Annotated in this window: 27 protein-coding genes; 10 read left to right on the forward strand and 17 right to left on the reverse strand. The window is 64.6% G+C overall.

Annotation, left to right across the window (positions count from 1 at the left end):
- Positions 1-182: 182 nt before the first annotated feature.
- Positions 183-794: a superoxide dismutase gene (gene sod / locus C437_RS15525; RefSeq protein ID WP_004517941.1), complete on the reverse strand. Its 612-nt coding sequence runs from the start codon at positions 792-794 to the stop codon at positions 183-185.
- Positions 795-976: 182 nt separating this feature from the next.
- Complete coding sequence (locus tag C437_RS15530) at positions 977-2,374, reverse strand: cryptochrome/photolyase family protein (RefSeq protein WP_004517942.1); 1,398 nt, start codon at positions 2,372-2,374, stop codon at positions 977-979.
- Between the two features lie 43 nt (positions 2,375-2,417).
- On the opposite strand from C437_RS15530, the gene C437_RS15535 reads away from it, so the two are divergent.
- The gene (locus C437_RS15535) at positions 2,418-3,275 is read left to right on the forward strand and encodes an enoyl-CoA hydratase/isomerase family protein (RefSeq protein ID WP_004517943.1); all 858 of its coding nucleotides are present in this window, start codon (positions 2,418-2,420) and stop codon (positions 3,273-3,275) included.
- Positions 3,276-3,423: 148 nt separating this feature from the next.
- A complete protein-coding gene (locus tag C437_RS15540; RefSeq protein WP_004517944.1) occupies positions 3,424-3,942 on the forward strand; it encodes an AsnC family protein in 519 nt (172 codons plus the stop codon).
- A gap of 62 nt (positions 3,943-4,004) precedes the next feature.
- On the opposite strand, the gene C437_RS15545 is transcribed toward C437_RS15540, so the two are convergent.
- Entirely contained in the window at positions 4,005-4,286 is a 282-nt protein-coding gene (locus tag C437_RS15545) for a UPF0058 family protein (RefSeq protein ID WP_004517945.1), read from the reverse strand.
- A gap of 71 nt (positions 4,287-4,357) precedes the next feature.
- Positions 4,358-4,573: a ribbon-helix-helix domain-containing protein gene (locus tag C437_RS15550; RefSeq protein ID WP_004517946.1), complete on the reverse strand. Its 216-nt coding sequence runs from the start codon at positions 4,571-4,573 to the stop codon at positions 4,358-4,360.
- 260 nt (positions 4,574-4,833) lie between these two features.
- On the opposite strand from C437_RS15550, the gene C437_RS15555 reads away from it, so the two are divergent.
- Both C437_RS15555 and menD read left to right on the forward strand, forming a co-directional pair.
- On the forward strand, positions 4,834-6,171 hold the full coding sequence (locus C437_RS15555; RefSeq protein WP_004517947.1) for an isochorismate synthase: 1,338 nt from the start codon (positions 4,834-4,836) through the stop codon (positions 6,169-6,171).
- Positions 6,168-7,946 (forward strand): 2-succinyl-5-enolpyruvyl-6-hydroxy-3-cyclohexene-1-carboxylic-acid synthase, encoded by a 1,779-nt coding sequence (gene menD / locus C437_RS15560; RefSeq protein WP_004517948.1) that lies wholly within the window; start codon positions 6,168-6,170, stop codon positions 7,944-7,946. Before C437_RS15555 ends, menD begins: the two co-directional genes overlap by 4 nt.
- On the opposite strand, the gene C437_RS15565 is transcribed toward menD, so the two are convergent.
- Together C437_RS15565 and C437_RS15570 are read right to left on the reverse strand one after the other, a co-directional pair.
- The gene (locus C437_RS15565; protein WP_004517949.1) at positions 7,943-8,896 is read right to left on the reverse strand and encodes a J domain-containing protein; all 954 of its coding nucleotides are present in this window, start codon (positions 8,894-8,896) and stop codon (positions 7,943-7,945) included. The genes menD and C437_RS15565 overlap by 4 nt on opposite strands.
- Positions 8,897-8,954: 58 nt before the next feature.
- Complete coding sequence (locus C437_RS15570; protein ID WP_004517950.1) at positions 8,955-9,263, reverse strand: hypothetical protein; 309 nt, start codon at positions 9,261-9,263, stop codon at positions 8,955-8,957.
- Positions 9,264-9,358: 95 nt separating this feature from the next.
- On the opposite strand from C437_RS15570, the gene C437_RS15575 reads away from it, so the two are divergent.
- Positions 9,359-10,318 (forward strand): 1,4-dihydroxy-2-naphthoyl-CoA synthase, encoded by a 960-nt coding sequence (locus tag C437_RS15575; RefSeq protein ID WP_004517951.1) that lies wholly within the window; start codon positions 9,359-9,361, stop codon positions 10,316-10,318.
- Positions 10,319-10,372: 54 nt separating this feature from the next.
- On the opposite strand, the gene C437_RS15580 is transcribed toward C437_RS15575, so the two are convergent.
- The 5 genes from C437_RS15580 to C437_RS15600 are packed head-to-tail and all read right to left on the reverse strand — an operon-like array spanning position 10,373 to position 15,037.
- Positions 10,373-10,723, reverse strand: a complete 351-nt coding sequence (locus tag C437_RS15580) for a helix-turn-helix transcriptional regulator (protein WP_004517952.1) — start codon at positions 10,721-10,723, stop codon at positions 10,373-10,375.
- A gap of 27 nt (positions 10,724-10,750) precedes the next feature.
- Positions 10,751-11,488 (reverse strand): NRDE family protein, encoded by a 738-nt coding sequence (locus tag C437_RS15585; protein WP_004517953.1) that lies wholly within the window; start codon positions 11,486-11,488, stop codon positions 10,751-10,753.
- A 51-nt stretch (positions 11,489-11,539) separates the two neighbouring features.
- On the reverse strand, positions 11,540-13,042 hold the full coding sequence (locus C437_RS15590; RefSeq protein ID WP_004517954.1) for a class I adenylate-forming enzyme family protein: 1,503 nt from the start codon (positions 13,040-13,042) through the stop codon (positions 11,540-11,542).
- Complete coding sequence (locus tag C437_RS15595; protein WP_004517955.1) at positions 13,035-14,081, reverse strand: mandelate racemase/muconate lactonizing enzyme family protein; 1,047 nt, start codon at positions 14,079-14,081, stop codon at positions 13,035-13,037. Before C437_RS15595 ends, C437_RS15590 begins: the two co-directional genes overlap by 8 nt.
- Positions 14,078-15,037 carry a 1,4-dihydroxy-2-naphthoate polyprenyltransferase gene (locus C437_RS15600; RefSeq protein WP_004517956.1) on the reverse strand — a complete coding sequence of 320 codons (960 nt, stop codon included), beginning with the start codon at positions 15,035-15,037 and terminating at the stop codon, positions 14,078-14,080. Before C437_RS15600 ends, C437_RS15595 begins: the two co-directional genes overlap by 4 nt.
- 134 nt (positions 15,038-15,171) lie before the next feature.
- On the opposite strand from C437_RS15600, the gene C437_RS15605 reads away from it, so the two are divergent.
- A complete protein-coding gene (locus C437_RS15605; RefSeq protein WP_004517957.1) occupies positions 15,172-16,791 on the forward strand; it encodes a long-chain-fatty-acid--CoA ligase in 1,620 nt (539 codons plus the stop codon).
- A gap of 145 nt (positions 16,792-16,936) precedes the next feature.
- Positions 16,937-19,183, forward strand: coding sequence for a hybrid sensor histidine kinase/response regulator (locus C437_RS15610; protein ID WP_004517958.1), 2,247 nt, complete (start codon positions 16,937-16,939; stop codon positions 19,181-19,183).
- 54 nt (positions 19,184-19,237) lie between these two features.
- Here the strand turns inward: C437_RS15610 and C437_RS15615 are convergent, their stop codons facing one another.
- From C437_RS15615 to C437_RS15635, 5 genes are all read right to left on the reverse strand, one after another.
- Positions 19,238-19,672: a hypothetical protein gene (locus C437_RS15615; protein ID WP_004517959.1), complete on the reverse strand. Its 435-nt coding sequence runs from the start codon at positions 19,670-19,672 to the stop codon at positions 19,238-19,240.
- Positions 19,673-19,749: 77 nt separating this feature from the next.
- Complete coding sequence (locus C437_RS15620) at positions 19,750-20,790, reverse strand: SMP-30/gluconolactonase/LRE family protein (RefSeq protein WP_004517960.1); 1,041 nt, start codon at positions 20,788-20,790, stop codon at positions 19,750-19,752.
- A 96-nt stretch (positions 20,791-20,886) separates the two neighbouring features.
- Positions 20,887-21,192 carry a hypothetical protein gene (locus tag C437_RS15625; protein WP_004517961.1) on the reverse strand — a complete coding sequence of 102 codons (306 nt, stop codon included), beginning with the start codon at positions 21,190-21,192 and terminating at the stop codon, positions 20,887-20,889.
- A complete protein-coding gene (locus C437_RS15630) occupies positions 21,185-22,201 on the reverse strand; it encodes a DUF7490 domain-containing protein (protein ID WP_049919853.1) in 1,017 nt (338 codons plus the stop codon). The genes C437_RS15625 and C437_RS15630 overlap by 8 nt, the downstream gene beginning before the upstream one ends.
- A 68-nt stretch (positions 22,202-22,269) precedes the next feature.
- Positions 22,270-23,052 carry a DUF2797 domain-containing protein gene (locus tag C437_RS15635; RefSeq protein WP_004517963.1) on the reverse strand — a complete coding sequence of 261 codons (783 nt, stop codon included), beginning with the start codon at positions 23,050-23,052 and terminating at the stop codon, positions 22,270-22,272.
- A gap of 48 nt (positions 23,053-23,100) precedes the next feature.
- Between C437_RS15635 and C437_RS15640 the strand changes: the two genes are divergently transcribed.
- Positions 23,101-23,556: a YbhB/YbcL family Raf kinase inhibitor-like protein gene (locus C437_RS15640; RefSeq protein ID WP_004517964.1), complete on the forward strand. Its 456-nt coding sequence runs from the start codon at positions 23,101-23,103 to the stop codon at positions 23,554-23,556.
- Between the two features lie 8 nt (positions 23,557-23,564).
- Here C437_RS15640 and C437_RS15645 read toward each other — a convergent pair whose 3' ends face one another.
- Positions 23,565-24,491, reverse strand: a complete 927-nt coding sequence (locus C437_RS15645) for an NAD-dependent epimerase/dehydratase family protein (protein ID WP_004517965.1) — start codon at positions 24,489-24,491, stop codon at positions 23,565-23,567.
- A 117-nt stretch (positions 24,492-24,608) separates the two neighbouring features.
- Here C437_RS15645 and C437_RS15650 point away from each other — a divergent pair, with 117 nt between their 5' ends.
- Entirely contained in the window at positions 24,609-25,271 is a 663-nt protein-coding gene (locus C437_RS15650; RefSeq protein ID WP_004517966.1) for a DsbA family protein, read from the forward strand.
- Positions 25,268-25,810: a tRNA (cytidine(56)-2'-O)-methyltransferase gene (locus C437_RS15655; protein WP_004517967.1), complete on the forward strand. Its 543-nt coding sequence runs from the start codon at positions 25,268-25,270 to the stop codon at positions 25,808-25,810. Before C437_RS15650 ends, C437_RS15655 begins: the two co-directional genes overlap by 4 nt.
- The last annotated feature ends 7 nt before the right edge of the window (positions 25,811-25,817 follow it).

Consider the following 25,817-nt stretch of genomic DNA (forward strand, 5'->3'; position numbering starts at 1 on the left):
TTACCACTGCTGGACATCTTATAAAACTATATCCTCCCGTAACCCTGCTGTTCCGTAGTCTGCTCCTGTCCCATCGATATTTTTTGTCGTCGTCGTCAGATATTAACGCCGGGCGACTCGCTATCAGTGGAGAGTGCACTCAGAGGGGCGGCAGCGTCACAAAAAATGTCGGGTGCTATCCCTTATTCGACGCGACCGACGACCTTCTCGTACTCTTCAGCAGCCTTGTCCCAGTCGACAACCTCGAAGAAGGCGTCGATGAAGTCACCGCGGGCGGGACCGTAGTCGTAGTAATAGGAGTGCTCCCAGACATCGAGTGCGAGGATGGGATGGGAGCCCCAGAGCGCGCCCTGATCGTGCTTGTCGACCGGCACGTTGCGCAGTTGCTTGGCAACGGGGTCGTACACGAGCAGCGCCCAGCCGCCGGCGGCTGATGCGGCGGCTTCGAACTCGCCCTTCCAGCCTTCGTAGGAACCGAAGTCCTCCTCGATGCGGTCGCGGAGGTCTCCGTCCGGCTCACCGCCGCCGTTGGGGTCCATGTTCTCCCAGAACAGCGTGTGGAGGTAGTGACCACAGCCGTTGTGGGTGACGTTCCCCATCGCAGCAGCGCTCGAACCGAAGTCGCCGGACTCACGGTTCTCGGCGAGTGTCTCCTCGGCCGATTCGAGGCCGTTTACGTACCCCTGATGGTGGGTGTCGTGGTGCCAGGTGAGCACCTGCTCGGAGATGTGTGGCTCCAGTGCGTCGTAGTCGTACGGGAGCGGTGGCAGTTCGGGATTTGAATGTTCGGACATATGAAAACGCCTCCATCAGTACTTGTCGCGCGGCTGCCTGTTAAACGTTTAGGAGCCATTTGGTATCATATAACACGAGCAGCGGGACGGGGCCGTAGCGGCCCGGGACACTGACGCCACCCAGTGGCTCCGTCTCGCATGTAAGCACCCGGGAGAGTTCAGTGAAACGAACAGTAGCTGCGTTAGTCGTCGCCTCTGGCCTGTTCGAACATCGAGAGCGCTTCCTCGCGGCGCTCGCTGTGTTTCACCACCGGGTCCGGATACTCCGGCGCAGCGCTGCGCCGTTGTGTGAGCGAGCACTCGTTCCAGTCGTGGATAACTTCTGGCGCAGCGTCCTGTAGCTCCGGGACGTACTCCTTGATGTACTCGGCGTTCGGGTCGTAGTCTTCGCCCTGCGTCATCGGATTGAAGATGCGGAAATAGGGCTGAGCGTCAGTTCCTGTGGAGGCCGCCCACTGCCAACCACCGTTGTCGTTGGCCGTGTCGTGGTCGACCAGTTTCTCCCGGAACCACTCGTAGCCGTGTCGCCAGTCGATGAGCAGATCCTTGGTGAGGAAGGAGGCGACAATCATCCGGACGCGGTTGTGCATGTAGGCCTCCTCTCGGAGCTGTCGCATTCCGGCGTCGACGATGGGATAGCCCGTCTCACCGTCCTTCCAGGCCTGCAACAGCTCTTCGTCGTTCTCCCACTCGATTGGATTCTCGTAGGACTTGTAGTTCGAACTGACGACGTGTGGATGGGCGAACAGCACCTGCGTGTAGAACTCTCGCCAAGCCAGCTGGGACTGGAACTCACGGACGGACTCGCGGCGGTCGCCACCGGTCCCCTCTTTGGCGTCCTGCGTTCGCTCGTACACCTCTCGAATACCGATGGTTCCGAACTTCAGATGGGCCGAGAGCCGTGACGTGCATTCGTCAGCCGGGAAGTCTCGGCGCTCCTCGTACTCGTAGACGTTCTCGTCGAGGAAGTCATCGAGCAGGGCGCGTGCTTCGTCGGTTCCCGCCGTGGGCACGTCCGCTTCTGGCTCCTCGAAACCGAGGTCGGCCAGTGTCGGGGGCGCGTCACCGTCGACATCGGCCAGTTCATCGGCTGACGGTGGTTCGTAGGCGGTATCCTTCTCCCGGTCGTGCCACTTCCGGCCGAAGTAGGTGAACACGCTGTATGGGTCGCCGTCGTTCGTCGTTATCTCGCCCGGCTCGTGCAACACGGCGTTCTGGACGGCCTCGCGGGCCACGTCCGCGTCGTCGAGCGCTTGCCGGACGGCCGCGTCACGTTCCCGTGCAAGCCCAGAGTAGTCTTTGCCCCAGGTGACTTTCTCCGCGCCGTACTCTGCTGCCAGTTCTGGCAGGACATTCGTGGGGTCACCTTCGGCAATGACAAGGTCGCTGTCGCGGTCGCGGTACCACTCGCGCAAACTGTCGAGAGCGTCAAGCATGAACGCGACCCGGGGTGAGCCGGCGTGGTCGAGAACGGCCCTGTCGAAGACGAACACCGGGACAACCGGGTCGGACGGTGTCGCCGCGGCGAGGCCAGCGTTGTCCGCTGCCCGGAGGTCACGGCGGTGCCAGTGCAGGCGCATATAGTATACATGTGCCAGCCCGGTCAAAAGGTACTGCCCAACGATGTTGGTCTGTCAGGCGCTGACGGACACCACTGTTATCTTGCCGCCGGTCGAGGGCCAACGTATGGAAGACGCGACCGTGACGCTGTCTGTTGACGAGGGGATCGCCACAGTAACGCTGAACCAGCCGGAGTCGCGAAACGCCCTGTCGGCAGAGTTGGCCGACGCACTCACTGCCCAGTTCGAATCGGTGACCGACAGCGACGCCCGGTGTGTCGTGCTGGAGGGCGCGGGACCGGCGTTTTGCGCCGGCGGAGACATCAATGCGATGCTACAGGGCGTGAAACACGACCGACCGCCAGCCACACAGGTCGACTTGGTGGTCTCATCACTCCACGAAGCGATCCGGACCGTCCACAGCTGTCCCCTCCCAGTCGTCGCAAAAATCGACGGCCCCGCATTTGGTGCCGGTGCTGGACTGGCGCTGGCCTGTGATATACAGGTCGCAAGCAGTGCCGGTCAGATCGGCTTTGGCTTCCGGCAGGTCGGACTGGCGAGTGACTCCGGCGTGTCCTACTTCCTGCCGCGAATCGTCGGCCCGAACAAGGCCAAAGACCTCCTGTTTACCGGCGAACTGCTGGACGCTGAGGCGGCCGGAGAACTCGGGCTCTTCACACGAGTATTCGACGCAGAAACGTTCGAATCAGCGTTTTCGGGACTCGTCGCAGACATCGCCGCCGGACCGACAGTCGCACTCGGGCACGCGAAGCGGCTGGTCAACCGAAGCCTGGACAGTTCACTCGAGCAGGCACTCGAAAACGAAGCCACCGCGCAGGGCGTTGCCTTCACTACGGACGACCACGAGGAAGGGACAACTGCGTTCGTCGAGAAACGCGACCCGGAGTTTGAGGGTCAGTAAACTGATGACTGTGACCGACGCCAATACTGATTCGATCACCATCAGCTAGCAGATAGATGACGCCTATGAGTTTTCCTACACAGATTCGACCGGCCACCAGTACCGTGACTGAGCGCGTCTGTCCCTCTGCTGGGACGGGGGGTCCGACATGACCGACGACCCCCCGGACTGGGAGTTCAGCGAGCGGGATATGTACATTCTACGAGAGCTTTCGGCGGACCCCCAGCGGTCGTCCCGCGAGCTTGCGGACCTGCTAGCGTCCGAGTACGGCATCGACGTGTCCCACGTAACGGTCAGCGAATCGATCCGGGAGATGCGCGATGCGGATGTCTTCCGGGAGACTATTGTCCCGAACGAAGAACTGTTCAATTTCGCGCTGTTCGAATTCAAGTTCAACCCAGAGCACTTCGCCGACTCTTGGCACGATGCAATGGTGTCCATCCGGGACGACTGCCACACACTGTTTTACTTCCTCTCCGACGGCGAGTATCAGTGGAAGTCAGTAATGATGTTCCCGAGCCGAACGGCCGAGTCTCGCTGGATACACGACTTCTACAAGGAGCACGGCGACGTGATTCAGAACGTTCGGAACTCGGTCGTCCATAATGTCCTGAAGTTCAAGACAGATCCGGAGCTGTTCACAGAACTCGACGGAGAGAGGTCGTAATCAGGCGGAGAAGACGGATCAGAATAAAGACGAGAGAGACGGCAACTCGATAGCGGTCCCAGTTACAGTTTCCGCTCTGCGTCCTCGGCCAGTTCCTTCATCCGCTTGCTGACCCGGCCCGCATCCGAGAACTCGTCTTCGCTCATCGCCGTCGCTAGGGAGTTCCCGAGTACGAACACGGCGTGTTTGTGCTCGCTTTTCGACTTGTGGACGTCCGATGGCCGTACGTCAAGCTCCTGGTACGCGTCGAACAGGTCCGGATCGACCGAGTCCATATCGTCGCGGAAGTACTCCATAATCGTCACCATCTGCTCGTGTAGCTCGAGAAGCTCGTCTTTGTGCATAGCTACAGTATGCGGTGGGACGTGCATAAGAATTGCTTGAGAAGGGATACCAGACGCTCACGCCTGTATTTTCAGAAGACGTACTCGTCGTCGTGGCCCATCATGCCGTCTTCTTCGAACCCTGGCTCCTCGTCTTCGTCCTGTGGTCCGGAGGTTTTGTACGCCTTGAGCCCGGTCGACAGGAGGTCTTCGATAGCTTCCTCGCGGTTGAGGAACTCGCCTTTTTCGACGAGCTGCGCGATCTGCATCTCCAGATGTTCCGGGATATTGATCTCTACCTTAGGCATCGCAACATAGGGGGCTTCGACTATGCCCTATTTAAATTTGACGGGGGTATGTTCGGATATTGCAGAATTACAATTGTAGAACTGAGAGAGGAAGTTTGTGAACCCAGATATTAATTTGCGCGAATCGGAACCCAGTTACAGTTATCTCGCGTGGCGGGTCAGAACGGCGTGAAATCGGCGGCTCTAGTACGGCGGTCCGGGTGTATGCAGAATCGAGCGTATAGTTAGGCTCAAAGGTGCGCAATCCTAAGACATGGCTGATGGAACCACTGCGTGGTGACGAGACGACGGTTGGTGAGACAACGGTCGTCGCACGCGGGTGTCGCCTCGACGATGCACCGGTGCGGGCGGTACTGGAGACGGACGCTCGCCCCCGGTTCTTCTGGGCGGCCGGTACAGAGTCAATCGCAGCCCGCGGGAGCGCGGCGACTGTGACTGCCGACGGGCAGTCGCGGTTCGACGACGTGCGGACAGCGCTCGAAGCGCTGTTCGATGACTGCTCAGTTCCCGACAGCCTCTCGAGCATCGCTCGACCGCGCGCGTTCGGGGGATTCGCGTTCCACAATGGAACGCACGAAGGGGAGGACTCTCCCTGGGACGGGTTTCCCAGTGCGGCGTTTTTCGTCCCCGAGATACAGGTAACGAAGCGGGACGACGATACCTGGCTCACGACGGTCGCGACAGGTCCCGAGGCCGAGACCGAAGCGGAGGCGCTACTGGAGGAGTGGCGCGACCGACTGACCACAGACACCGAACGCGAGCCGGGCACTCCCCCAGGAATTTCACACCGGGAGCGCACGCCAACACAGGACGGGTGGCGCGAGCAGGTGTCGGCCGCCATCTCCAGTGTCGACCGGGGTGACCTCCAGAAGGTCGTCCTCGCACAGAGCCTCACGGTCGCGCTGGCGGCTGACCTGTCGGTCCCGGACGTGATGGCCCGACTCTCTCGGACGTACCCGGACTGCTACCGGTTCATGCTGTCGCCCGAGGCCGGCGGCACCTTCTTTGGAGCCACGCCGGAGCGGCTGGTCTCGGTTCGCGGGCGAACCGTCCGGACAGAGGCGCTGGCTGGCTCGACCGGGCGGGGCGACACCCCTGCCGAGGACGAGTGGCTTGCCGCTGAACTCCTCGACAGCGAGAAGGACCGCCACGAGCAGAAGCTCGTCGCCGACGCGATACGGGACCAGCTCGAACCGTTCGCCTCGACGGTCCGCATCGGCGACCGGACCATCCGCCGGCTCGCCACGGTGCAGCACCTCCGAACGTCGATAACGGCGGAACTCGACGACGACGAGCACGTCCTCTCGCTGGTCGAGGCGCTGCACCCGACGCCGGCCGTCGGCGGCCTGCCGCCGGACGCGGCGCTGCGAACCATCCGCGAGACAGAGGCGTTCGACCGCGGCTGGTACGCCGCCCCGATTGGCTGGGTCGACGCCGCCGGCAACGGGACCTTCGCCGTCGGCATCCGCTCGGCCGTCGCCACGGCGCGCGAGGCGACCCTCTTCGCGGGTGCGGGCATCGTCGCGGACAGCGACCCCGACCGCGAGTGGGACGAGGTCCAGCTCAAGTACCGGCCGATACTGGACGAACTAGAATGACGGCCCCGAACGTCAACACGCTGTGGGCCGAGACGCTCGTGTCCGAACTCGCCGCGGGCGGTGTCGACGCGGTGTGTCTCTCGCCCGGCAGTCGCTCGACGCCGCTGACGGTCGCGTTCGCCGAGCACCCCGATATCGAGGTGTTCTCCCATCTCGACGAACGGTCAGCGGCCTTCTTCGCGCTTGGGCGCGCCCGTCGAACTGGCGAGCCAACGCCGCTGGTCTGCACATCGGGAACCGCTGCGGCGAACTACCACCCGGCGGTCATCGAAGCCAATCAGTCGGGCGTTCCGCTGCTCCTGCTGACGGCGGACCGTCCGCCGGAACTCATCGACAGCGGGGCGAACCAGACCGTCGACCAGGAGAAACTGTACGGCGACGCCGTCCGCTGGTATCGGGATATGCCCGAGCCGGAGGCCGAGCCACGGAAAATGCGGATGCTTCGGACGACGGCGGCCCGGGCACTCGCGAAGAGTACCGGACGCAATCCTGGCCCGGTCCACCTGAACTGTCGGTTCCGGAAGCCGCTGGAACCGACGCCGACGCCCGACGACGACCCGGCGGGCGTGCCGGCCGACTGGGCGGGCGGCGACGACGCGGCCGAAGCCGGCCGCGACGGCCCGTTCGTCTCGACGAGCGAAGGAGTCGCCACGCCGGACGAGCGGACGGTGCGCCGTGTACAGGACGCGCTTCGGGCCGCCGAACGGGGCCTCATCGTCGCTGGTCCGGCCGATCAAGGGCTCAGCGCAGAATCGCTTGAACAGCTGGCGTCGGCGACTGGCTTCCCCGTCCTCGCAGACCCGCTCTCTGGCCTGCGGTTCGGCCCGCATGTCGACCGCCTTGACGTGCCGGTCTGTAGCGGCTATGACGGCTATCTCGGCAGTGATGGCGTCGAGTGGAGCGACCCCGACGTGGTCGTCCGCTTCGGCGCGTCGCCGACCTCGAAGCCGCTGCGTCACTACCTCCGGGACGCCGACTGTCGGCAGTTTGTCGTCGACCCGAGCGGGGGATGGCCAGAGGCGGAGTTCACCGCCACGGACCTGCTCGTCGCCGACGAAGACGCCACCGCGGACGCGCTCGCATCAGGGTCGCTGGGTAGCGTTGCGGCATCGTGGCGCGAGCGGTTCGCCAGGGCGGAACGAATTCACTGGGACGCCGTCGACGATGCTGCCGCCGAAACCTACTGGGAGGGGGGCGTCCTCGCAGACGTGGCGGCACTGGCCCCTGACCCGGCCACGCTGTTCGTCTCAAACAGCATGCCGATACGGGACATGGACCGCTTCGGCCGGCCCCGCGACGCCGATCTGACCGTGCTGGGCAACCGCGGAGCCAGCGGTATCGATGGCATCACGTCGACGGCGCTGGGGGCTGGCAGCGCGACGGCGGATCCGCTCGTGCTGGTCACGGGTGATCTGGCGTACTACCACGACATGAACGGCCTGCTCGCGCTCGGTCGCTGTGCGGTCGACGCGACGGTCGTCCTCGTAAACAACGACGGGGGCGGTATCTTCCATATGCTCCCGATCGATGACCACCCGACCTTCGAGGACCAGTTCCGAACGCCACACGGTCTCGATTTCGAACCCACGGAGGCGCTCTACTCGCTGGAGTTCGAGCGGGCGGCCGACCGCCGGCAGTTCCGCGAGCGGTTCGGTGCATCGGTCGAATCCGACGGCACACAGGTCATCGAGGTCCAGTTCGACGCCGGCGACAGCCACGCGGTCAGGGACCGGGTTGCCCGGCAGGTCGGCGACGCCCTCGGTGGCGACCGTTAGAGTCGCAACACCGACGCCGTCAACAGCGACAGTCCGAACGGGAGCCACGTCCCCGACAGTGCGAGCGCTCCAATGAGCGAGACCGCACTGATGTTCAGCGTGAAAAGCAGCACTGTCGTCGCTAGGCTCCAGCTCCCGAACACCATGATCGCGATAGTGGGTTCGGACTGGAGGTAGCCGACCATGAAGACGGTACAGATACCGATTGTCACGTTGACCCACAGCGGAAACGCCGGCAGCAGCGCGCTGAACAGCATCACCGGGTAGAGGGCGAACGTGATGGCAAACAGCGTCAGCCCCCGGCCGGTCGGCATCTCCAGAATCGACCCGCGGGATGGGGTGTCGGTCTGGCGGACGGAGTACGCTGACGACGAACTCCATGTAGCGCCGTTACTGCCGCTGTCGCCGAAGCCGCTGGTCGCAGCGGTCTCGGAACGCCGGGTCGACTCTGCGTTCGACGCGGTCGTCGTTCCGCCGGTCCCGTCTGTCGACTGCTCGTCGCTCGCCGACGTCTCTGCAGCAGCGGTCGAGCGCTCGTTTCGGTCCTCGGAGACGCGGTCTCTGGCGGCCCGCTCGCGCCGGGCCCGCTCCCGAGCGCTGGTTCGAGACGCGCGTCGGTCGGTGCTTGCTTCGGCTCGGTCACCAGCCGATGTAGACCCGTCATAGCCCGCTCGCCGTGCCGCTTCCGCCGCGCTACTGCCGTCGTCGTCCGCCGCACTACTTTCGCCCGCGACGTAGGCGTCGTGACCCAGCCGGTCGTACCGCGCCCGCTCGGCCTCGTCAGTGAGCACGTCGCGGGCTTCGATGAGCCGCTGTGTCGCCTCGCCGGCGTCGGCCGCATCGCTCACGTCGGGATGGGTCTCCTTCAGCCGCTCCCGGTACGCCGCTTCGATGGCCGCCGTCGAGGCGTCGGTCGGAACGCCCAGCACCTCGTAGAACGTCTCCGTCATGCCGGACGTAGCACCTGCAAGCGAGCGACTGACGTTAGCTGCCACCGACCCCGATCAGTCACTCGTTCTCGACGCCTCCTTCGGACTCTGTGCCGCGTTCGTACGACTCAGACGGCCGCTGATAGGTCCCGCCGGGACCAGCCGACTCCGATTCTTGGGCGCGTGCTGTGGCGAGCCGTTCCAGCGCGGTCGCGATGCGTTCCAGAATGAAGACGAATCGCACGAACAGGTACAGGAGCCAGGGGACCACGGCTACTATCAGGCCGAGCAGAATCTGCTGGACGATAACGACACTGTACACCAGAATCACCACCGAAACGACGCCAAACAGCGCCAGTATCGGTTTCCGGTTCCGTGTGGAGGGCATCGCTAGTGGATTCACGTGCGCGACACCAAAGCGTTTCCTCCGCTGTGAGAGCGCGTACGAGGAATCTTTTTGCGACGGCCGTCCCGAGCCACGGTATGGTCTCTGAGTTATTCGACCCGGAGCGGTGGAGTGCCATCGACCGGTTCGACTTCGCCGACATCACCTATCACCGTTCGACCGATACTGGCGCAGTACGTATCGCCTTCGACCGGCCGGAGAAACGCAACGCCTTCCGCCCGGAGACAGTCGATGAGCTCGCGACGGCGCTGGACCACGCCAAGCGCCAGACCGACGTTGGCTGCGTCATCATCACTGGGAACGGCCCCTCGCCGAAGGACGGCGGCTGGGCGTTTTGCTCCGGCGGGGACCAGAGCATTCGAGGTGAGAGCGGGTACGAGTACAGCGAGTCGCCACACGACTCGGACACAGCGAGCGGGGAGCAGAGCGACCCGCGAGACACAGAAGTCAGCGATGGCGTGGAAGACGACACGCCGGAGAACGTCGGCCGCCTCCACATTCTCGAAGTCCAGCGCCAGATCCGCCACATCCCCAAGCCCGTCGTCGCCGTCGTTCCGGGGTGGGCCGTCGGCGGCGGCCACTCGCTGCACGTCGTCTGTGACCTCACGCTCGCCAGCGAGGAGCACGCGAAATTCCTCCAGACGGACCCCGACGTGGGGAGCTTCGACGGCGGCTTCGGCTCGGCGTATCTCGCGCGACAGGTCGGCCAGAAGAAAGCCCGAGAGGTGTTCTTCCTCGGAAAGACCTACGACGCCGAAGAAGCCGCCGACATGGGGATGGTCAACGACGTGGTGCCACACGAAGAGCTTGAGGACACTGCCATCGAGTGGGCCGAGCGGATGAACGAGAAGTCACCAACTGCGATGCGGATGCTCAAGTACGCCTTCAACCTCGATTCGGACGGCATGGTCGGCCAGCAGGTGTTCGCCGGCGAGGCGACGCGGCTGGCGTACATGACCGACGAGGCCCAGGAGGGCCGGGACGCGTTTAACGAGGGCCGGAAGCCGGATTTCGACGGCGTGCCGTGGCACTACTAAGCGATGGTTGACCGGGCGTTGTAGGGATCGACGGGGACGGAAGAAGCTACGCGCTCAGTCCTCGTAGGCGAGGGTCATGACCCACTGCGAGAACGTGTCGTCGTGGGGGTCGACTTCTTCGTCGCCGATGAACGGCGAGAGCTGGTCCCCGGCCATCAGGAGCGAGAAGTCGAGGTCGCGGGCTGCGGGCGTCAGGTAGTACGTGTTATGGCCCTCGTACACAGTCTCCTCGCGCTGGATGAGGTCCTTCTCGAACAGAGACTCGACGATGCGACTTCCCTTCCGCGAGGAAACGTCGAGTTCCTTCCAGAAGTCGCTCTGGTGGATGCCACCGGACTCACGAATCAGTTCGAGCCCGGCCCGCTCGCCGTCAGAAAGGTCCGCCTCCGACGCTGCTGAACTCATGTATTGTGTACACCGTGAGACGGCCGCTTAAATCTGACCTTCGACCGGGCGGTACGGTGTCCGGCACGGCGGCCCGTCCGCGTACTGATACTCGTAGTCAGCACCCAGCGTGATGAGCGACGACGACCGCGTCCCGAAGCCGTCGCCGTGGATGCAGACGCCGTACTCGTGGTCGCTGATAGTATCGCCCGCCCGTCCGAGCCACTTGTCGGCGGATTCACCGGGCTCCGGAACAAGCGCCTCGTGGAGCCGCGTCGCGTTGTTTGCCTGTTCTTCACCGGCGTCGGGCCGATGGGCCGGAATCCGGTAGTCGCCGTCCGCGCCGACGTTGACGACGACGTGAATGCCGGGCTGGAAGTTTCGGACAGCGAGTTGCCCGTCCCATTCCAGCAGGACCGCGGCGTTCTCGTCGGCCAGCAGGAGATTGAAGCCCGAGTACTCGGCCTCGCGGGTCGCCTGCTCGACCGCACGGGCGGCGGACTCAGCACTCTCGTGACCGAGCGTGTCCCGAACCAACAGCCCGCGTGAGCGGTCGCCGGCCAGGTCTGTCTCAACCCAGCGGTTGGTCACCGCCGCAAGCAGGCCGTGTTCGTTGTAGCCGATCCACGTCCCGTCGGCTTCCTCGTCGGCCGGCGCGACGACCTGACTCCCCCAGTGGCGCTGTTGTGGCGACTGCGACGGCCGGTCAAGCCGTTCGTCGCGGTTCGCCGCGACGGCGACCGGCGTCCCGTCGAAGACCTGCCACGCGAGGACGATTGTACACACAGGACCTCGTACGCTGTGGACGTAAAAAACCGCTTGGCCACTTGCTCCGAGCTACTGGGTTGATTCGCTCGCCTCGTCAGCAGCCGCGAACCGCGACCGGACGGCGGACCGGTCAACGGTGCCCGACGCCGTCCGCGGGAGCACGTCGGTGACCCGGACCGTCTTCGGGACTTCGTACGGCGCGAGCCGCTCGGCACAATGGTCACGCACTATCTCCGGCGAGACATCCCCGACGACCAGCGCGGCGACGCGCTGGCCCCACTCCTCGTCTGACAGACCCACCACGGCAGCGTCCTCGACACCGGGATGGTCCCGCACCACCGCAGCGACCGTACTCGCATCGACGTTCTCTCCGCCGGTCACAATCTGGTCGTCGACGCGGCCCTCGACCCAGAGGCGACCGTCGGCGTCGCGGTAGCCGAGGTCGCCCGTCCGGAAGCCGAACTCGCCGAACGCCGCGCCGTCGCCGCCCAGATAGCCCGGCGTCACCGTGGGGCCGTCGACAGCTATCTCGCCGCGTTCGCCGGGGTCGCAGGGCTCCCCGTCCGCGACGACCGTCGCGTCGGTGAATACGAGCGGCTGGCCGACGGTGCCGGCGTGTTCGAAGGCCGTCTCGGGCCGCGCCGTCGCTATCTGGGACGCCGTCTCGGTCATCCCGTAGGTGGGACAGACTGGCACGCCCCGCTCCCGGCAGCGCTCGATGAGTGACTCGCTGGCCGGGCCGCCGCCAAGCAGGACGAACCGGAGCGAGGACGGCGGCTCCCAACCGGCGTCCAGTAGCCGCGAGAGCATCGTCGGCACCAGCGAGACACCCGTCACCTCGTGCTCTGCGACGACCCGTTGCGTCGCTGCGGCGTCGAACGACTGCTGGACGACGACGGCGGTGCCATACAGGGCGCTCCGGACGAAGGGGGCCAGCCCGCCCATATGGTAGGTTGGCAGGCAGACCAGCCAGCGGTCCGTCGGCAAGACCCCGAGGCGGTACGACGATGCGACGGCGCTGGCGACGAGGTTGCCGACAGTCAGCCGGACGCCTTTCGGCTCGCTGGTCGTCCCCGAGGTGAAGATGACGAGCTGTGTGTCCGTCCGGGACAGGGTCGCTGGCGGCACGTCGGTCTCGCGGTCGGCTCCTGTGCCGTCCGGCGTGACTGGCAGGTCATCCACCGGGACGACCGGACATGTCGCCGTCTCCGTGGCGAGGTCGTGCGTCGACGGCGCACAGACCAGCAGGTCCGCCCCGACCGTCGCACACTGCGCTCGGAGCGTCGCCGCGTCGAGTTCGACGTTTAGCGGTGCGAGCGTCGCCCCCAGCCGCATCGCCGCGAACAGGAGCGTGCCGACCGCCGGTCGAGTCGGCAGGAGCGTCGCGACCGTAGGGTCCGTGCCGTCGATTCGTTGGTCGAATTCGGCAGCCACCGCGTCGACAGCGGCGTCGAGTTCGCGGTAGGTGACCGCCGCCCCCGATTCCGCCGCGACCATCGCCGTTCGGTCGGGCGTGGTGTCGGCGCGGTGGGTCACGAGGTCCCTCGTCGGCCAGTCGACGGGGTCACGCATCGGTCCCCACCTCCGCGGGGTCGACGCCGAGGCCGGTCTTTTGTGGGACTGACATCGCGCCGTCAGTTACCGTCGTCGGGTCCGGCGCGAGGTCGACGGCAAGTCGGTCACCGGTCGCCAGACCGCAGGCCCCGATATCGGGCACCGCGGCGGCGACGTGCAGCGCCGCGAGGCGGGCGACGACGGCGTCGATGGTCGTCGTGACGACCGGCTCGACGCCCTGCTCGCGGGCACGCAGGGCCAGCGTGTGGGCGTTCCCCGGGCCGCCCAGCACCATCGGTTTCAGTATCAACACGTCGGCCGCGTCGGCGTCGAGTACGCTGTCGACCCGGCGGTCGACGAGTGATTCGTCGAGCGCGATACCGACGCCCTCGCCCCGGAGCGCGGCGTGCCCGGCGAGGTCGTCGGCCGGGAGCGGCTGTTCGACGTATGCGACGCCCAGAGGCGCGAGTCGGTCGACGGCGTCTTCGGCCTGTCCGCGGGACCACGCGCCGTTGGCATCGGCTCGCAGGGTCACGTCGTCGCCCACCCGCTCGCGGACGGCCCGAACGCGCTCCACATCTTCGGCAACGGATCGCTTCCCGATTTTGAGCTTACAGCAGTCATAGCCCGCCTTGACCGCCTGCTCGACGGCGTCAGCTGTCTCCGTTGGCGACCCATCGCCAACCGTCGCATTGACCGGAACCCGGTCGCATCGCCTGTCAGGCTCGAACCACTGGTACAGCGGCACGCCGTCGGCTTTGGCGTCGGCGTCCAGTAGCGCGGTCGCGAAGCCATGTCGGGCGGCCGGGACCGAAGCGGCGTCCAGCGACAGGAGGATATCCGTATGCCCGCCGTCAGTCGCGACTGTGGCTGCGTCGTCGAGCCCGCGGTGGCAGTTGTCGAGCGATTCCGTCCAGCCCGGGAGCGGGGTGGCTTCGCCGACGCCGGTTTCGCCGCGGTGGTCGTAGCGGACGACGAATCCAGACCGCTCGCGTATCGTCTCCCGCGCGGTGGCGAGCGGGCTCGACAGCGGGAGCGAAAACGGGTCGACCTTCATAGTAGCTGTGGGACGGCGAGTCCCAGGGCGAACAGGACGGAGTGGGCGAACAGCGTCTGGCCGACCCGTTCGAGCGTGGGGTTCAGTGCGTCACCGCCAGTCTGTGTGAGGACTGTCTTCGAAATGGTCGCCGCCAGTGGCAGCGTCAGCAGCGGGGCCAGTGCCGGCAGCCCGTACTGACCGTCGAGGGCGAACACGACCGGGACGACGTAGGCCATCCCGACCAGCAGGAGAAATTCGACGCGGCTCCATCCGTAGCCCATGTAGACGGCCAGGGTTTTCTTGCCCGCGGCGCGGTCCGTCTCGCGGTCGCGGATATTGTTGACGACGAGAATCGCGGTCGACAGGCCGGCCGCCGGGAGACTCGCGGTGATGGCGGCGGCAGTGACCGACCCCGCCGGTAGTGTCATCGGGAACGTGCCGACGCCGCCGGCGCTGGCGACGGCCTGCACGTAATATGTGCCGGTGACCGCGATGACGCCGAAGTAGACGAAGACGAACAGGTCGCCCAGACCGCGGTAGCCATAGGGGAACGGACCGCCAGTGTAGAGAACCCCGGCGGCGATGCCCGAGAGACCGACAACGACGATAGGAAGACCCCCGACAGCGACGAGATAGCCGCCGATGACGACAGCGAGCCCATAGGTCGCTATCATCGCCCGCTTGACCTCCTCGGCATCGATGAGGCCGCCGGCGGTCACACGGGTGAACCCCTCGCGGTCGTCGGTATCAGCCCCTTTCACCGCGTCGTAGTAGTCGTTCGCGAAGTTCGTTCCAATCTGGATTAGCAGCGCACCAACCAGCGCTGCGACTGCCGGCAATAGGGCGAAGACGCCGGCGTGGACCGCCAAACCCATCCCGACGATGACCGGCGCGGCCCCGGCGGGCAGTGTCTGTGGCCGCGCGGCCATCACCCACGCCTGCCGCTTCGAAACGTCTGCCGTCGCTGTACTCATTGGTGAAAACTGGGGACGCTATCCCCAAAGCGACTGTGGTTCGACGGACACCCAAAATATGACCCGTGCTGAGACAGCAAGATCAGGGGAGTATCACAACCACTTTATCATGATTAACCATACGATAGCCTGAGATGCATAAGCCACTGCTTACCACGGATTTTCTCGACCGTGCGCGAGAATACTACGGGGACGAAGAGGCGGTTGTCGCCACAACCGGTGAGCGCTTTACATACAACGAATTCGGCGAGCGAGCCGACGGGTTCTCGGCGGCGATGGCTGCCCGTGGCATCGAGAAGGGGGACCGGGTGGCCGTGCTGGACCCGAACACGCACTACCACCTCGAAGCAGCCTACGGAACCATGCAGCTGGGCGCGGTCCATACGCCGCTGAACTACCGGCTCGTTCCGGACGATTTCGAATATATCCTCTCCGACGCGGAGGTCGACGCCGTCTACGCGGACTACGAGTACGCGGAGAAGATTGAGCCGATCCGTGACGACGTCCCCACGGAAATCTTCGTCACCAACGACACGGACGCCGTCGACGGCGACTGGGAGTCTTTCGACGAAATCATCGAGGCGGCGGGGACCGACTACGAGCGCCCGGAGATGGACGAAGACGACGACATAACCATCAACTACACGTCCGGGACGACCGGCGACCCGAAGGGAGTCGTCCGGACCCACCGGACGGAGACGCTCCATGCCTACTTGGTCGCGCTCCATCAGGAACTCTCGGACGACGACGTCTACCTCTGGACGCTCCCGATGTTCCACGTCAACGGCTGGGGCCACATCTTCTCGGTCACCGGCATGGGCGCGAAACACGTCTGTACCCGCGGTGTCGACGCCAAGGGCATCTTCGACGCCGTCAGGACAGAGGACGTGTCCTATCTCTGTGGCGCGCCGACAGTGTTGAACATTCTTTCGGACCGCTACAAGGACCACAATGGGGAGATTGAGACGACGGGGGCCAACGACGTGCGCATCGCGACAGCTGGCAGCGCGCCGCCGGAGGCCGTCATCCGAACTGTCGAGGACGACTTCGGCTGGTACCTGAAACACGTCTACGGCGCGACCGAAACCGGCCCGCTCGTCACGACCTCCGACGCCCGGCGCTTCTTCGAGGACGGCAGCGATGCCCGCTTCAGCGTCAAGAAGCGTCAGGGTATCGGCTACCTTGGGACCGATGTCCGTGTCGTTGACGAGGACGGCAACGACGTGCCACACGACGACGAGACGCTGGGGGAGGTCGTCGTCCGCGGCAATCAGGTGATGGACCGCTACTGGAACAAACCCGAACAGACGGAGGAGGCCTTCTCCGACCGCGTCGAGGGATACTACCACATGGGCGACCTGGCAACCGTCGACGAGGACGGCATGGTCGCCATCCGCGACCGCAAGAAGGACATCATCATCTCCGGCGGCGAAAATATCTCCAGCATCGAACTGGAGGACACGCTCTACGAACACGACGCCGTCAGCGATGTCGCCGTTATTCCTGCTCCGAGCGACGAGTGGGGTGAGACGCCGAAGGCCTTCGTCGTCCCGAATTCGGGCGATACAGACGACCCCGGTGTGACAGCCGAGGACCTCCGAAACTTCACCCGCGAACAACTGGCGACATACAAAGTCGTTCGCCGGGTGGAGTTCGTCGAGGAACTGCCGACGACGGCGACCGGAAAGGTCCAGAAGTACGAACTTCGCGAACAGGAGTGGGAAGACGAGGACGAGATGGTCGGCCAGGGGTAGCGACGCACGACAGCCACACAGACCAGACGTGTCTGAAGACGAACTGGGGGACGGACCGCACCCGGGGGTGACGATAGCCCGGTCTCCGGCCACGGAGACTATCTGTGCCGACGCCGTCAGGTAAGTATATCCAACGGATAGATTCATGACGACTATCGCAGATACGATGCAGATTCTTCACGTCGACGACGAGCCGGGGTTCGCCGAGATGACGGCGTCGTTTCTTGAACGCGAGGACGAGCGGTTGGTGGTTCAGACAGCGACGAGCGCCGCGGCAGGGGTTGAGACGCTGGCCGAGGACGATATCGAGTGTATCGTCTCCGACTACGACATGCCCGAGCAGAACGGCATCCAGTTCCTCAAAGCCGTCCGCGAGCAGGACGAGTCTCTTCCCTTCATTCTCTTCACCGGGAAAGGCTCAGAGGAGATAGCCAGTGACGCGATTTCGGCCGGCGTCACCGACTATTTGCAGAAGGGGAGCGGCACCGACCAGTACGCGGTGCTTGCGAACAGAATCACGAACGCTGTGGAGTCCCAGCGTGTCAAGCGCGATCGGAACCGACAGCTCGACGCCATCGAAACCGCACAGGAAGGAATCAGCATTCTCGACGAAGATGGGCAGTTCATTTTCGTCAACGAAGCCTACGCGGACCTCTATGGCTACGATCCGGCGGAGATGCGCGGGGAACACTGGGAACTGCTGTATCGGGAGGAAGACATCCCACGCATCTACGAGGACATCGTTCCAACTGTCGACGAAAACGGCTACTGGACCGGGACGACGACGGGGCTTCGTGCTGACGGGAGTACGTTCACGGAGGACCATGTGCTCGCCCGGACCGACCGCGGTGAGCTGGTCTGTACCGTCCGGAATATCTCCGACCAGCGCAACGGCGAACAGGAACTCACCCGAATCAAACGTGCCATGGACGAGGCACCCATCGGGATAACGATCACCGGCCCCGAGCAGGAGGACACACCGATTACGTATGCTAACCGTCGGTTTCTGGAACTGACCGGCTACACGGAGTCAGCGGTGCGCGGCCGAAACTGTCGGTTCCTGCAGGGCGAAGAGACCGAATCCGAGCCAGTCGACGCGATGCGGGCGGCCATCGAGACAGACGAACCTGTCTCGGTCGAACTCCGAAACTACCGGAAAGACGGGACCATGTTCTGGAATCAGGTGACCATCGCACCCGTGCGTGACGACGACGGAACGGTCGTCAACTACGTCGGGTTCCAGCAGGACGTCACCGAACGGAAAGAACACGAACACCGCCTCAAAGCCCTCAGCGAGTCAGTCCAAGACCTGCTTCGGGCAGACACGCGCGAGGAAGTCGCCGAGATCGGCGTCGAAACGGCGCGCACTGTGCTTGGACTTGAGGCGAACACGATCCATCTCTACAACGAGGACGAACGGACTCTCGAACCCGCCGCCGCATCTGACGCGATATATGAGCTAATAGACGATTTACCGACGTTCACACCCGGAGACAGTATCGCGTGGCGGGTCTTCGAGTCCGGCGACGCACTCGCTGTCGATGACGTCCATGCCGACCCGGACATCTACAATCCGGACACGCTGATCAAAAGCGAACTGTTCCTCCCGCTCGGCGAGTACGGCATCCTACTGGCTGGCTCGAAGACGGCTGCAGCATTCGACCAGCGAGATGTCGTCCTCGGGGAGATTCTGGCCGGACATGTTACCAGCGCGCTCACGCAGGTCGAAGGGACCGAAGAGTTACGCGACCGCGAGCAAGACCTCAAACAGCACAACGACCGGCTGGAAGCGTTCACCAGCGTCGTCTCCCACGACCTACGGAACCCACTGAACGTCGCTCAGGGACGACTGCAGCTGGCACGCGAACAGTGCGAGAGTGAGCATCTGGCGGCTGTCGAGCGAGCACACGAGCGGATGGACACGTTGCTAACTGATCTGCTTACGCTTGCACAGGACGGTAAGACCGTAACCGACCGCGAACCGGTCGCGCTCGCGTCGCTCGTGGAAAATTGCTGGGCGACCGTTGCGACGGCCGGTGCAACGCTCGTCACCGACATCGACCGGACCGTCTCGGCAAACCAAAGCCGCCTGAAGCAGTTGTTCGAAAATCTTGTTCGGAACGCGGTCGAGCACGGCGGCGCGGACGTGACCGTCACTGTCGGTGAGTTAAACGGCGGGTTCTACGTCGCCGACGACGGCCCCGGTATCTCCGAAGACGACCGGGAGGCGGTGTTCAAAGCCGGCTACTCGACAAGTGCGGAGGGGACCGGGTTCGGGTTGAGTATCGCCAGGCAGGTCGCGGAGGCCCACGGCTGGGAGATTAGCGTTCGTGACAGTGCCGACGGTGGTGCACGCTTCGAGATTACCGGCGTCTCGTTTTGCGATGGGTAGCGACTTCTGCTATGGAGTTGTTCGTCGGCAGAAACGTCAGCAAGCCGCGTTCCGTTAGTCTTCCAGTGCGTCGGCGATACGGTCGAGCGAGCGTCGAACGTCGTGGACTTCGTCCCGGAGCTTTCGGATTTCGCGGGTGAGTTCCTCGTTGTCGCTGCTGCCTTCCTCTTCCGGTCGGCCTGGCGGGCCGCCGCCCATGCCGCCGGGGCCGCCCGGACCGGGGCCGCCGGGCCCGCCGCCCATCATACCGCCCATCATCTGCGCAAACGGATTGCCCCCGCCCATACCGCCGGGGCCGCCACCGCCGCCCATCATCTCTTCCATGCGCTCTTCACGGCTCATCTCTTCGCCGTCACCCTCACCTTCTTCGCGCTCCTCGGCGCGCTGCTGTCGGATCTCCTCGACCCGCTCGCGGAAGGACTTCTCCTCGCCGCCTTCCTCGGTCGCATCCGCCGGTTCGTCAGCGTTCTCAGGTTCATCGTCTGCCATACGCCCGGCTTTGGTTGGGCCGCTGAAAAGGGTTGCCGTCCGGAGACAGACCGCTGTGGACCCGAGCGACCGGACGATTAGCGGGGGACGCTGGTCCGGAGAATCGCGCCGTCTTCGGGTGAGTTGTTCGCGAAGTTGCAGATGAACAGCGATTCGCGCTGGTCGCCGACGCCGAAGAGCACGTCCGAGGGGAACACCAGCCCGTCGTCTCCGGTCGCCACCGCCTCCGTGGCTCCGTCAGCAGTCACTCGAACGACGCGGTTCTGGCTGTTGGCCGCGACGTAGATGTCACCGTCCCGGCTGGTAATCCCGTCGGCACCGAATATCGCACCGCCCTCAAAAAACATCGAGGGTTCGCCGGCGACGCCGTCCGATTCGACCGGGACGCTGAGCAGGCGGCCGGTCTCCTCGGGCGCTCGCGTCACTGCGACGTAGATAGTGCCATCGCCGTCGCGAGTGATGCCGTTCGCGCCGAAACTCTCCGTCGCGAGCCGGTCGTCGTCCAGCCATTCCGACCGCTCGCCGTCGGTCGTGACCGAATAGACCACGCCGTTCTGTGACTCGGTCACCAGCAGACGCTCCCGGTCGGTGTCGTAGTGGATGTCGTTCGGGAAGCCGCTAATCCCGACAAGCTGTGTCGCTTCGCCGTCTGGTGGGACTTCCCAGACACCCGCCTGGTCGTCCTGCGTGGCGACGGCGACGTACACCGTTCCATCGGGCGCTGTCTCGACGCCAATCGCGCCGGGCAGCGTCGCAACCTGTTCGGTGTCTTCGAGCGAGAGGCCGGTCGTGCCGGTCTCTGCTTCGGGGACCCGCCGAACCTCGCCAGCAGTGATGCCGAAGTACAGGTCCCCGTCCGGGCCGAACGCCATGTTCTCTGGCACGCGGTCGCCGCCGACAGAGACGAGCGTCTCGACGGCCGCCTGCTCCGGCGTTGCTGTCTCGGTGTCGGTCGCGGTCGCTGTCGATGGCTCCGCCCTACCGCCGTCAGCGGTGGGTGTCGGTGTGGAGTCGGTTTCGGCCGGGTCGTCCCCGCCGGTACAGCCGGCCAGACTCACGCCGGCGATGGCGCTGCAACTCAGCAGGAATCGTCGCCGCGTCGCGTTTCGTCGGGTCATGCGGATACCTCTCGACGTATGTCTGACAGGTCCCTGAAACCTCGGATTACTGAAACGCCGACTGTGGCTACCTGATCTGGCCGGCGACGGTCCGTCTCAGGCGAGCCGTCGAACCAGCACCGAGAGGCCCAGCCCACAGCCAAGCACCACGACGAGGTTGAACGCCGCGTTGAACAGCGGCCGATACCTGTCGGTGACGAACGTATCAATTGCCGACGAAGCGGAGAAGTAGAACTGCAGTGTCGCGATGAGCGCGACAAGCGTGAGAATAGCGAATACGGCCCACTGTGCGTAGACGGCTATCGACTGACCGGAGCCGTCTGCATCGTCCTCGTCGACAGCGCCGCTGGTCTCCGCGTCGATGTCCTGTGCCACTGTGTCGGTGTTGGAGGTGTCACTCATTGGTCTGTCTCCGTGCGATGAGGAGGGCGCTTGCGAGGACCGCACCCAGTCCGACCAGCGCCGTGAAGCCGGGGCCTTCCTCGGCCATCGTCTGCTGTGGTTCGTCCCTCTCCCGCTCCGGCGGCCGGTCCTGTTCGAAGTCACTGGACTGGAAGCCGACTTCCTGCCGGGTTTCGTTCTCCCGGAGGCGCTCCGTCGGATGGAGGTTCGCCGGGGAGCTCTCCGTCCCGACGATGACGCCGTCGGAGAGCAACATCCCGTCGAGCCAGTAGTTGTAGTCGTCGGGCACCGTCAGCTGGGTTCTGACGATCTCTGTCCGACCGGGGCGAATCTGGCCGACCCGCACGGTCGACTCGTCGGCGATAACATTCGAGTCGGCCTGCCGCGCTCGAAGCCGGAGCGAAAGGTCATCGGACGGATTGTTGCCGGCGTTCGTGACGTACACCGAGACGTTCAGCGTCGTCTGGTTGTTCGAGACGCTATCAATCCGATAGGTTATGGAGTCCAGCGGGACGCCGGCGTTCTCGAACCGCTGGAAGGTCACGGTACTCCGGGCGTACGCTGGCGTGAGAGCGTCGACATTCTGGACCGACTGCTGTCCGGTCTCGACGCGGTTCCCGTCCTCGTAGACGATTGTATCTATCTGATACCCGCCAGCCCGCTCGACTGTGATGTTCGACCGCACCGATACCTCTCGTTCCCCTTCGATTGTGCCGACTGACCGCCGCGTCGTCGTCGCGACGAGGCCAGTGTCCGCGTCGATGGCCCGCGTCTCCACGGTGACGTTCTCGGCTGGCCCGCCGCGGTGTGAGAGCCGGGCGTCCAGAGAGAGCGTCACCGTCTGGCCGTCGACGGCAGCCGGCTCGATGGTCGTCTCGCGGAGGTCGAGATAGCTCTCGCGAACGCCGTCTTCGGGTTCGGAGAGCGCGCCGGGGACCGCTGTTGCACCGATGACCATGGTCAGGACGACCACGACCATGCCACCGGTCAGGAGGGTTTCACGTCGCACACGAGGATGGCCAACAGCCGCCACTAAATGTCTTCTGCACGTTCAAACGCCGACGGAAGCCTCCCGCGCTAGCCGAACGCGCCGAGACTCGACTGAAGGTCGCGGTCGGTCCCACCGTCCGAAAGTTCATATCCAACGAGCTGCCGGAGGTCGACGGCGTAGACGCTGTCGTTGTTTTCCAGCACGGCGACTCGCCCCTTCGTCCCGCGGACGGTCCCCGTCGCCAGGGTTTCGGCCATCGGCCGCTCGGAAAGTGACAGGTCGTACTCGAACTCGTAGGTCGAAAGCGGGTCGTAGCGCTCACATAGCGACGCCCACCAGTCAGTGTCGACGGACTGGTCGAAGCCCGATATCTTCCTGGGGACTCTGACGCGGTCACCTAGCTCGGTAGCGATATCGGCCTCGACCTGCCGGGCGATACGGCCGTCGGCGACGGTTCGGAGATGGGCGGCCCTATCAGCACCCTGCTCGCGGAGCCGCGTTTCCAGCCGCCAGGAACGGGTGACGCCGACCTTGATGACATCCGGCGCGAACGCCGCCAGATACACCGCGTGTTCCTCGTCGCAGGTGTCGAGAGGCTTGTTGCAGTCCCCGGTGCACCGGGCACACGGCCAGATATCAGTGTGTTCCGGACAGTACGGGGCGGAATCGCTGTCACAGCGGAAGTGGCGGTCGCCGTCGACTGCCCCGGCACAGTGGCGCTCGCCGAGCGTGTAGGAGAGGTCCGTATCCGGGTCCAGTCGCTCAGTAGTCACGCTCCCGCCCTCGGCCAACAGGAGCGCGGCGTGTTTGTCGACCCGCGCGCGGTAGCCCACGACCTGCACGTCCGGCGGTTCGACCCGGAGCCGCAAATGGCTGCCGGGACGACGTTTTTGTGTTTGCCTGTCAAATATCCGCACATGGCTGACCTACAGCTTCGGAGTCCAGCTTTCGACGACGGCGAGCGCATTCCCGAGGAGCACGGCTACTCAGCGGCGAACACAAACCCCCCGCTGGAGGTCGAGAACGTCCCATCGGACGCGTCGTCGCTCCTCCTCATCGTCGACGATCCGGACGCCGAAGAGCCGGCCGGGAAGGTATGGGACCACTGGCTCATCTGGAATATCCCGCCAGATATCGGTCGGATTCCGGCGGGATGGGAGCCCGACGAGGCTACAGAGGGGCAGAACGATTTCGGCGAAGGTGGCTGGGGCGGCCCGAGTCCGCCCGACCGGGAACACACCTACCGGTTTCTCCTGTACGCGCTAGATACGTCGCTCGACCTTTCTCCGGCAGCAGACAAAGATGACGTATACGACGCGGCTAGCGGCCACGTCGTGGAAAAGGCACAACTAACCGGTACGTACCCGGCCTGACGCCCCGCTCAGAGTTCTTCGAGCAGTTCGCGGGTCGACTGCCGCACCGCGTCGTCGCTCGACTGTTCGGGCTCCCAGCCTAGCGCTGAGAGCTTGTCGATAGAGAGGCGCATCCGTGGCACATCGCCGGTCCAGCCGCGGTCGCCGCCAGTGTACTCGTACTCGGGGTCAATGTCCATCTCGTCGGCGACGATGCTGGCGATGCGGTCGACCGAAGTGGTCGTCCGCGTGCCGAGATTGAACACGTTGTGGTCCGCATCTGCGTGTTCGACGGCAAACAGCATCGCGTCGATGCACTCGGTGATGTGCATGTATGACTTCTCCTGCCGACCGTCACCGAGGATCGTCAGCGTCGACGGGTCGTCGGTGAGTTTCTCGATGAAGTCCGGGATGACTGCGCCGCGCAGGCGTGGGCCGACGATGTTCGCAAACCGGAACACCCACGACTGGATGTCGTGGCTGTGGGCGTACGTCGAGACCAGCGACTCTTCTGCGAGTTTTGTCGCGCCGTAGACGCTGATTGGCTCAAGCGGTGCGTAGTCCTCCGGCGTCGGCCGCGGCGCTTCGCCGTATACTGTAGATGACGACGTAAACACGAGGTTCTCGACGCCGGCCTCCTGCATCCGTTCGAGGACGTTGTAGGTAATGTCGCTGTTGTCCTCGAACTGTCGGCGGGGCGTATCCGTGTCGACCAGTTTCGACGCCGCTAGATGGACGACGAGGTCGACATCGCTCGTGATGGCCTCGGCGACGACGTCGGGGTCGGTGAGGTCACCGTCCAGATAGGTCGCGTCCTCGTGGACCCACTCGGACTGCCCGTTCGCTTCGTTGTCGACGACGACTACATCGTTGTCCGGAACGAGACGCTCGACCAGGTGCGACCCGATAAAGCCCGCCCCGCCGGTGACGACTATTCGCTTCTCTGATACGTCCATGGTTGCGATGTTTCGTATGCGCGGTAAAACGTTGCGGTTGCGGCCGATTCCAGTGGAGTCGCTAGCCTCGTAACGGATGACAACGTCGTTTTATAGCTTCCCCTGTGAGAAACGGCTATGACTCGATTCACTCGCCGCGGCTTCCTCTCGGCGACGACGGTTGCCATCGGTGCGATAGCCGGTTGTTCCGGGGGCAGTTCGGAAGGGGAGCCGACCGAAAGCGGGGAGACGGCGACGCCCATCCCGGGCCAACCGCTCGCGACGCCGGTCGCGGGCGATCCCGAGGCCGACGTGACAGTCGCAGTCTACGAGGACTACGCCTGTCCACACTGCGCAACCTACTCGGAATCCGTCTACCCGAAGGTCCACGAAGACTACCTCACTGACGGAACCGTCCGCTACGAACTCCACGACTTCCCGATTCCGGTCGACGAGACCGTCTCCTGGCAGGCCGCAAGCGCCGCACGGGCCGTTCAGGACAACGCCGGCGACGAGGCCCTTTTCACCTACTCCAAGCGCCTGTTCGCAAACCAGAACCAGCTTGGGCCGGCCACCTACGCCGACCTGACGGAGGGACTCGACGTCGACGGTGAGACGGTCCGAGCGGCCGCGACGGGGGAACTGTACCGCCCGACGGTGTCCGACGACCGCGAAGCCGGTATCGACCGGGGCGTGCAGGGAACGCCAACCGTGTTCGTCAACGACGAACCCGTGGAGTGGAGCGAAATCGCCTACGAGCCGGTCCAATCGGCCATCGAGTCGGCACGGAGCGACGGATGAAGGACTCGCCACAGGTGACGGTGCTCCGACTGGGCCACCGACCCGGCCGGGACGAGCGGATGACGACCCACGTCGGGCTGACCGCACGCGCGCTCGGGGCCGACAAGGTCGTACTGGCCAACGCCGCCCGTAACCAGGCCGACACCGTCATCGATATCACCGACCGGTTCGGCGGCCCCTTCGACGTGGCCTCAACCGAGGAGCCAAAGCGACTCATTCGCGATTTCGAGGGCCGCGTCGTCCATCTGACGATGTACGGCGAACCGGTTCAGGACGTGGAGGACGACGTTCGGGCGGCCCACGCCGAAGAGCCGCTGCTGGTCGTCGTCGGCGCGGAGAAGGTTCCCTTCGAGGTGTACGAGCACGCCGACTGGAACGTCGGCGTTACCAACCAGCCACACTCCGAGGTGGCCTCGCTGGCCGTCTTCCTCGACCGCCTGTTCGAGGGCCGGGAACTCGACCGCGAATGGGAGAACCCCGATAGAGTCGTCGTTCCACAGGAGACCGGCAAGCGGGTCGTCGACCCCGACGAACAGTGATACCCAC

It is taken from the genome of Haloarcula vallismortis ATCC 29715, from assembly GCF_000337775.1.
Taxonomy (GTDB): Archaea; Halobacteriota; Halobacteria; order Halobacteriales; family Haloarculaceae; genus Haloarcula; species Haloarcula vallismortis.

What these genes read in the sequence shown, in the direction of transcription:
- C437_RS15655 (WP_004517967.1), top strand. Translation starts at nt 25,268, where the DNA reads ATGAAGGACTCGCCACAGGTGACGGTGCTCCGACTGGGCCACCGACCC.
- C437_RS15590 (WP_004517954.1), bottom strand. Translation starts at nt 13,042, where the DNA reads ATGCGTGACCCCGTCGACTGGCCGACGAGGGACCTCGTGACCCACCGC.
- C437_RS15530 (WP_004517942.1), bottom strand. Translation starts at nt 2,374, where the DNA reads ATGCGCCTGCACTGGCACCGCCGTGACCTCCGGGCAGCGGACAACGCT.
- C437_RS15605 (WP_004517957.1), top strand. Translation starts at nt 15,172, where the DNA reads ATGCATAAGCCACTGCTTACCACGGATTTTCTCGACCGTGCGCGAGAA.
- C437_RS15550 (WP_004517946.1), bottom strand. Translation starts at nt 4,573, where the DNA reads ATGCCTAAGGTAGAGATCAATATCCCGGAACATCTGGAGATGCAGATC.
- C437_RS15640 (WP_004517964.1), top strand. Translation starts at nt 23,101, where the DNA reads ATGGCTGACCTACAGCTTCGGAGTCCAGCTTTCGACGACGGCGAGCGC.
- C437_RS15555 (WP_004517947.1), top strand. Translation starts at nt 4,834, where the DNA reads ATGGAACCACTGCGTGGTGACGAGACGACGGTTGGTGAGACAACGGTC.
- C437_RS15610 (WP_004517958.1), top strand. Translation starts at nt 16,937, where the DNA reads ATGACGACTATCGCAGATACGATGCAGATTCTTCACGTCGACGACGAG.
- C437_RS15570 (WP_004517950.1), bottom strand. Translation starts at nt 9,263, where the DNA reads ATGCCCTCCACACGGAACCGGAAACCGATACTGGCGCTGTTTGGCGTC.
- C437_RS15580 (WP_004517952.1), bottom strand. Translation starts at nt 10,723, where the DNA reads ATGAGTTCAGCAGCGTCGGAGGCGGACCTTTCTGACGGCGAGCGGGCC.
- C437_RS15650 (WP_004517966.1), top strand. Translation starts at nt 24,609, where the DNA reads ATGACTCGATTCACTCGCCGCGGCTTCCTCTCGGCGACGACGGTTGCC.
- C437_RS15540 (WP_004517944.1), top strand. Translation starts at nt 3,424, where the DNA reads ATGACCGACGACCCCCCGGACTGGGAGTTCAGCGAGCGGGATATGTAC.
- sod (WP_004517941.1), bottom strand. Translation starts at nt 794, where the DNA reads ATGTCCGAACATTCAAATCCCGAACTGCCACCGCTCCCGTACGACTAC.
- menD (WP_004517948.1), top strand. Translation starts at nt 6,168, where the DNA reads ATGACGGCCCCGAACGTCAACACGCTGTGGGCCGAGACGCTCGTGTCC.
- C437_RS15595 (WP_004517955.1), bottom strand. Translation starts at nt 14,081, where the DNA reads ATGAAGGTCGACCCGTTTTCGCTCCCGCTGTCGAGCCCGCTCGCCACC.
- C437_RS15625 (WP_004517961.1), bottom strand. Translation starts at nt 21,192, where the DNA reads ATGAGTGACACCTCCAACACCGACACAGTGGCACAGGACATCGACGCG.
- C437_RS15615 (WP_004517959.1), bottom strand. Translation starts at nt 19,672, where the DNA reads ATGGCAGACGATGAACCTGAGAACGCTGACGAACCGGCGGATGCGACC.
- C437_RS15545 (WP_004517945.1), bottom strand. Translation starts at nt 4,286, where the DNA reads ATGCACAAAGACGAGCTTCTCGAGCTACACGAGCAGATGGTGACGATT.
- C437_RS15620 (WP_004517960.1), bottom strand. Translation starts at nt 20,790, where the DNA reads ATGACCCGACGAAACGCGACGCGGCGACGATTCCTGCTGAGTTGCAGC.
- C437_RS15575 (WP_004517951.1), top strand. Translation starts at nt 9,359, where the DNA reads ATGGTCTCTGAGTTATTCGACCCGGAGCGGTGGAGTGCCATCGACCGG.
- C437_RS15535 (WP_004517943.1), top strand. Translation starts at nt 2,418, where the DNA reads ATGTTGGTCTGTCAGGCGCTGACGGACACCACTGTTATCTTGCCGCCG.
- C437_RS15645 (WP_004517965.1), bottom strand. Translation starts at nt 24,491, where the DNA reads ATGGACGTATCAGAGAAGCGAATAGTCGTCACCGGCGGGGCGGGCTTT.
- C437_RS15565 (WP_004517949.1), bottom strand. Translation starts at nt 8,896, where the DNA reads ATGACGGAGACGTTCTACGAGGTGCTGGGCGTTCCGACCGACGCCTCG.
- C437_RS15600 (WP_004517956.1), bottom strand. Translation starts at nt 15,037, where the DNA reads ATGAGTACAGCGACGGCAGACGTTTCGAAGCGGCAGGCGTGGGTGATG.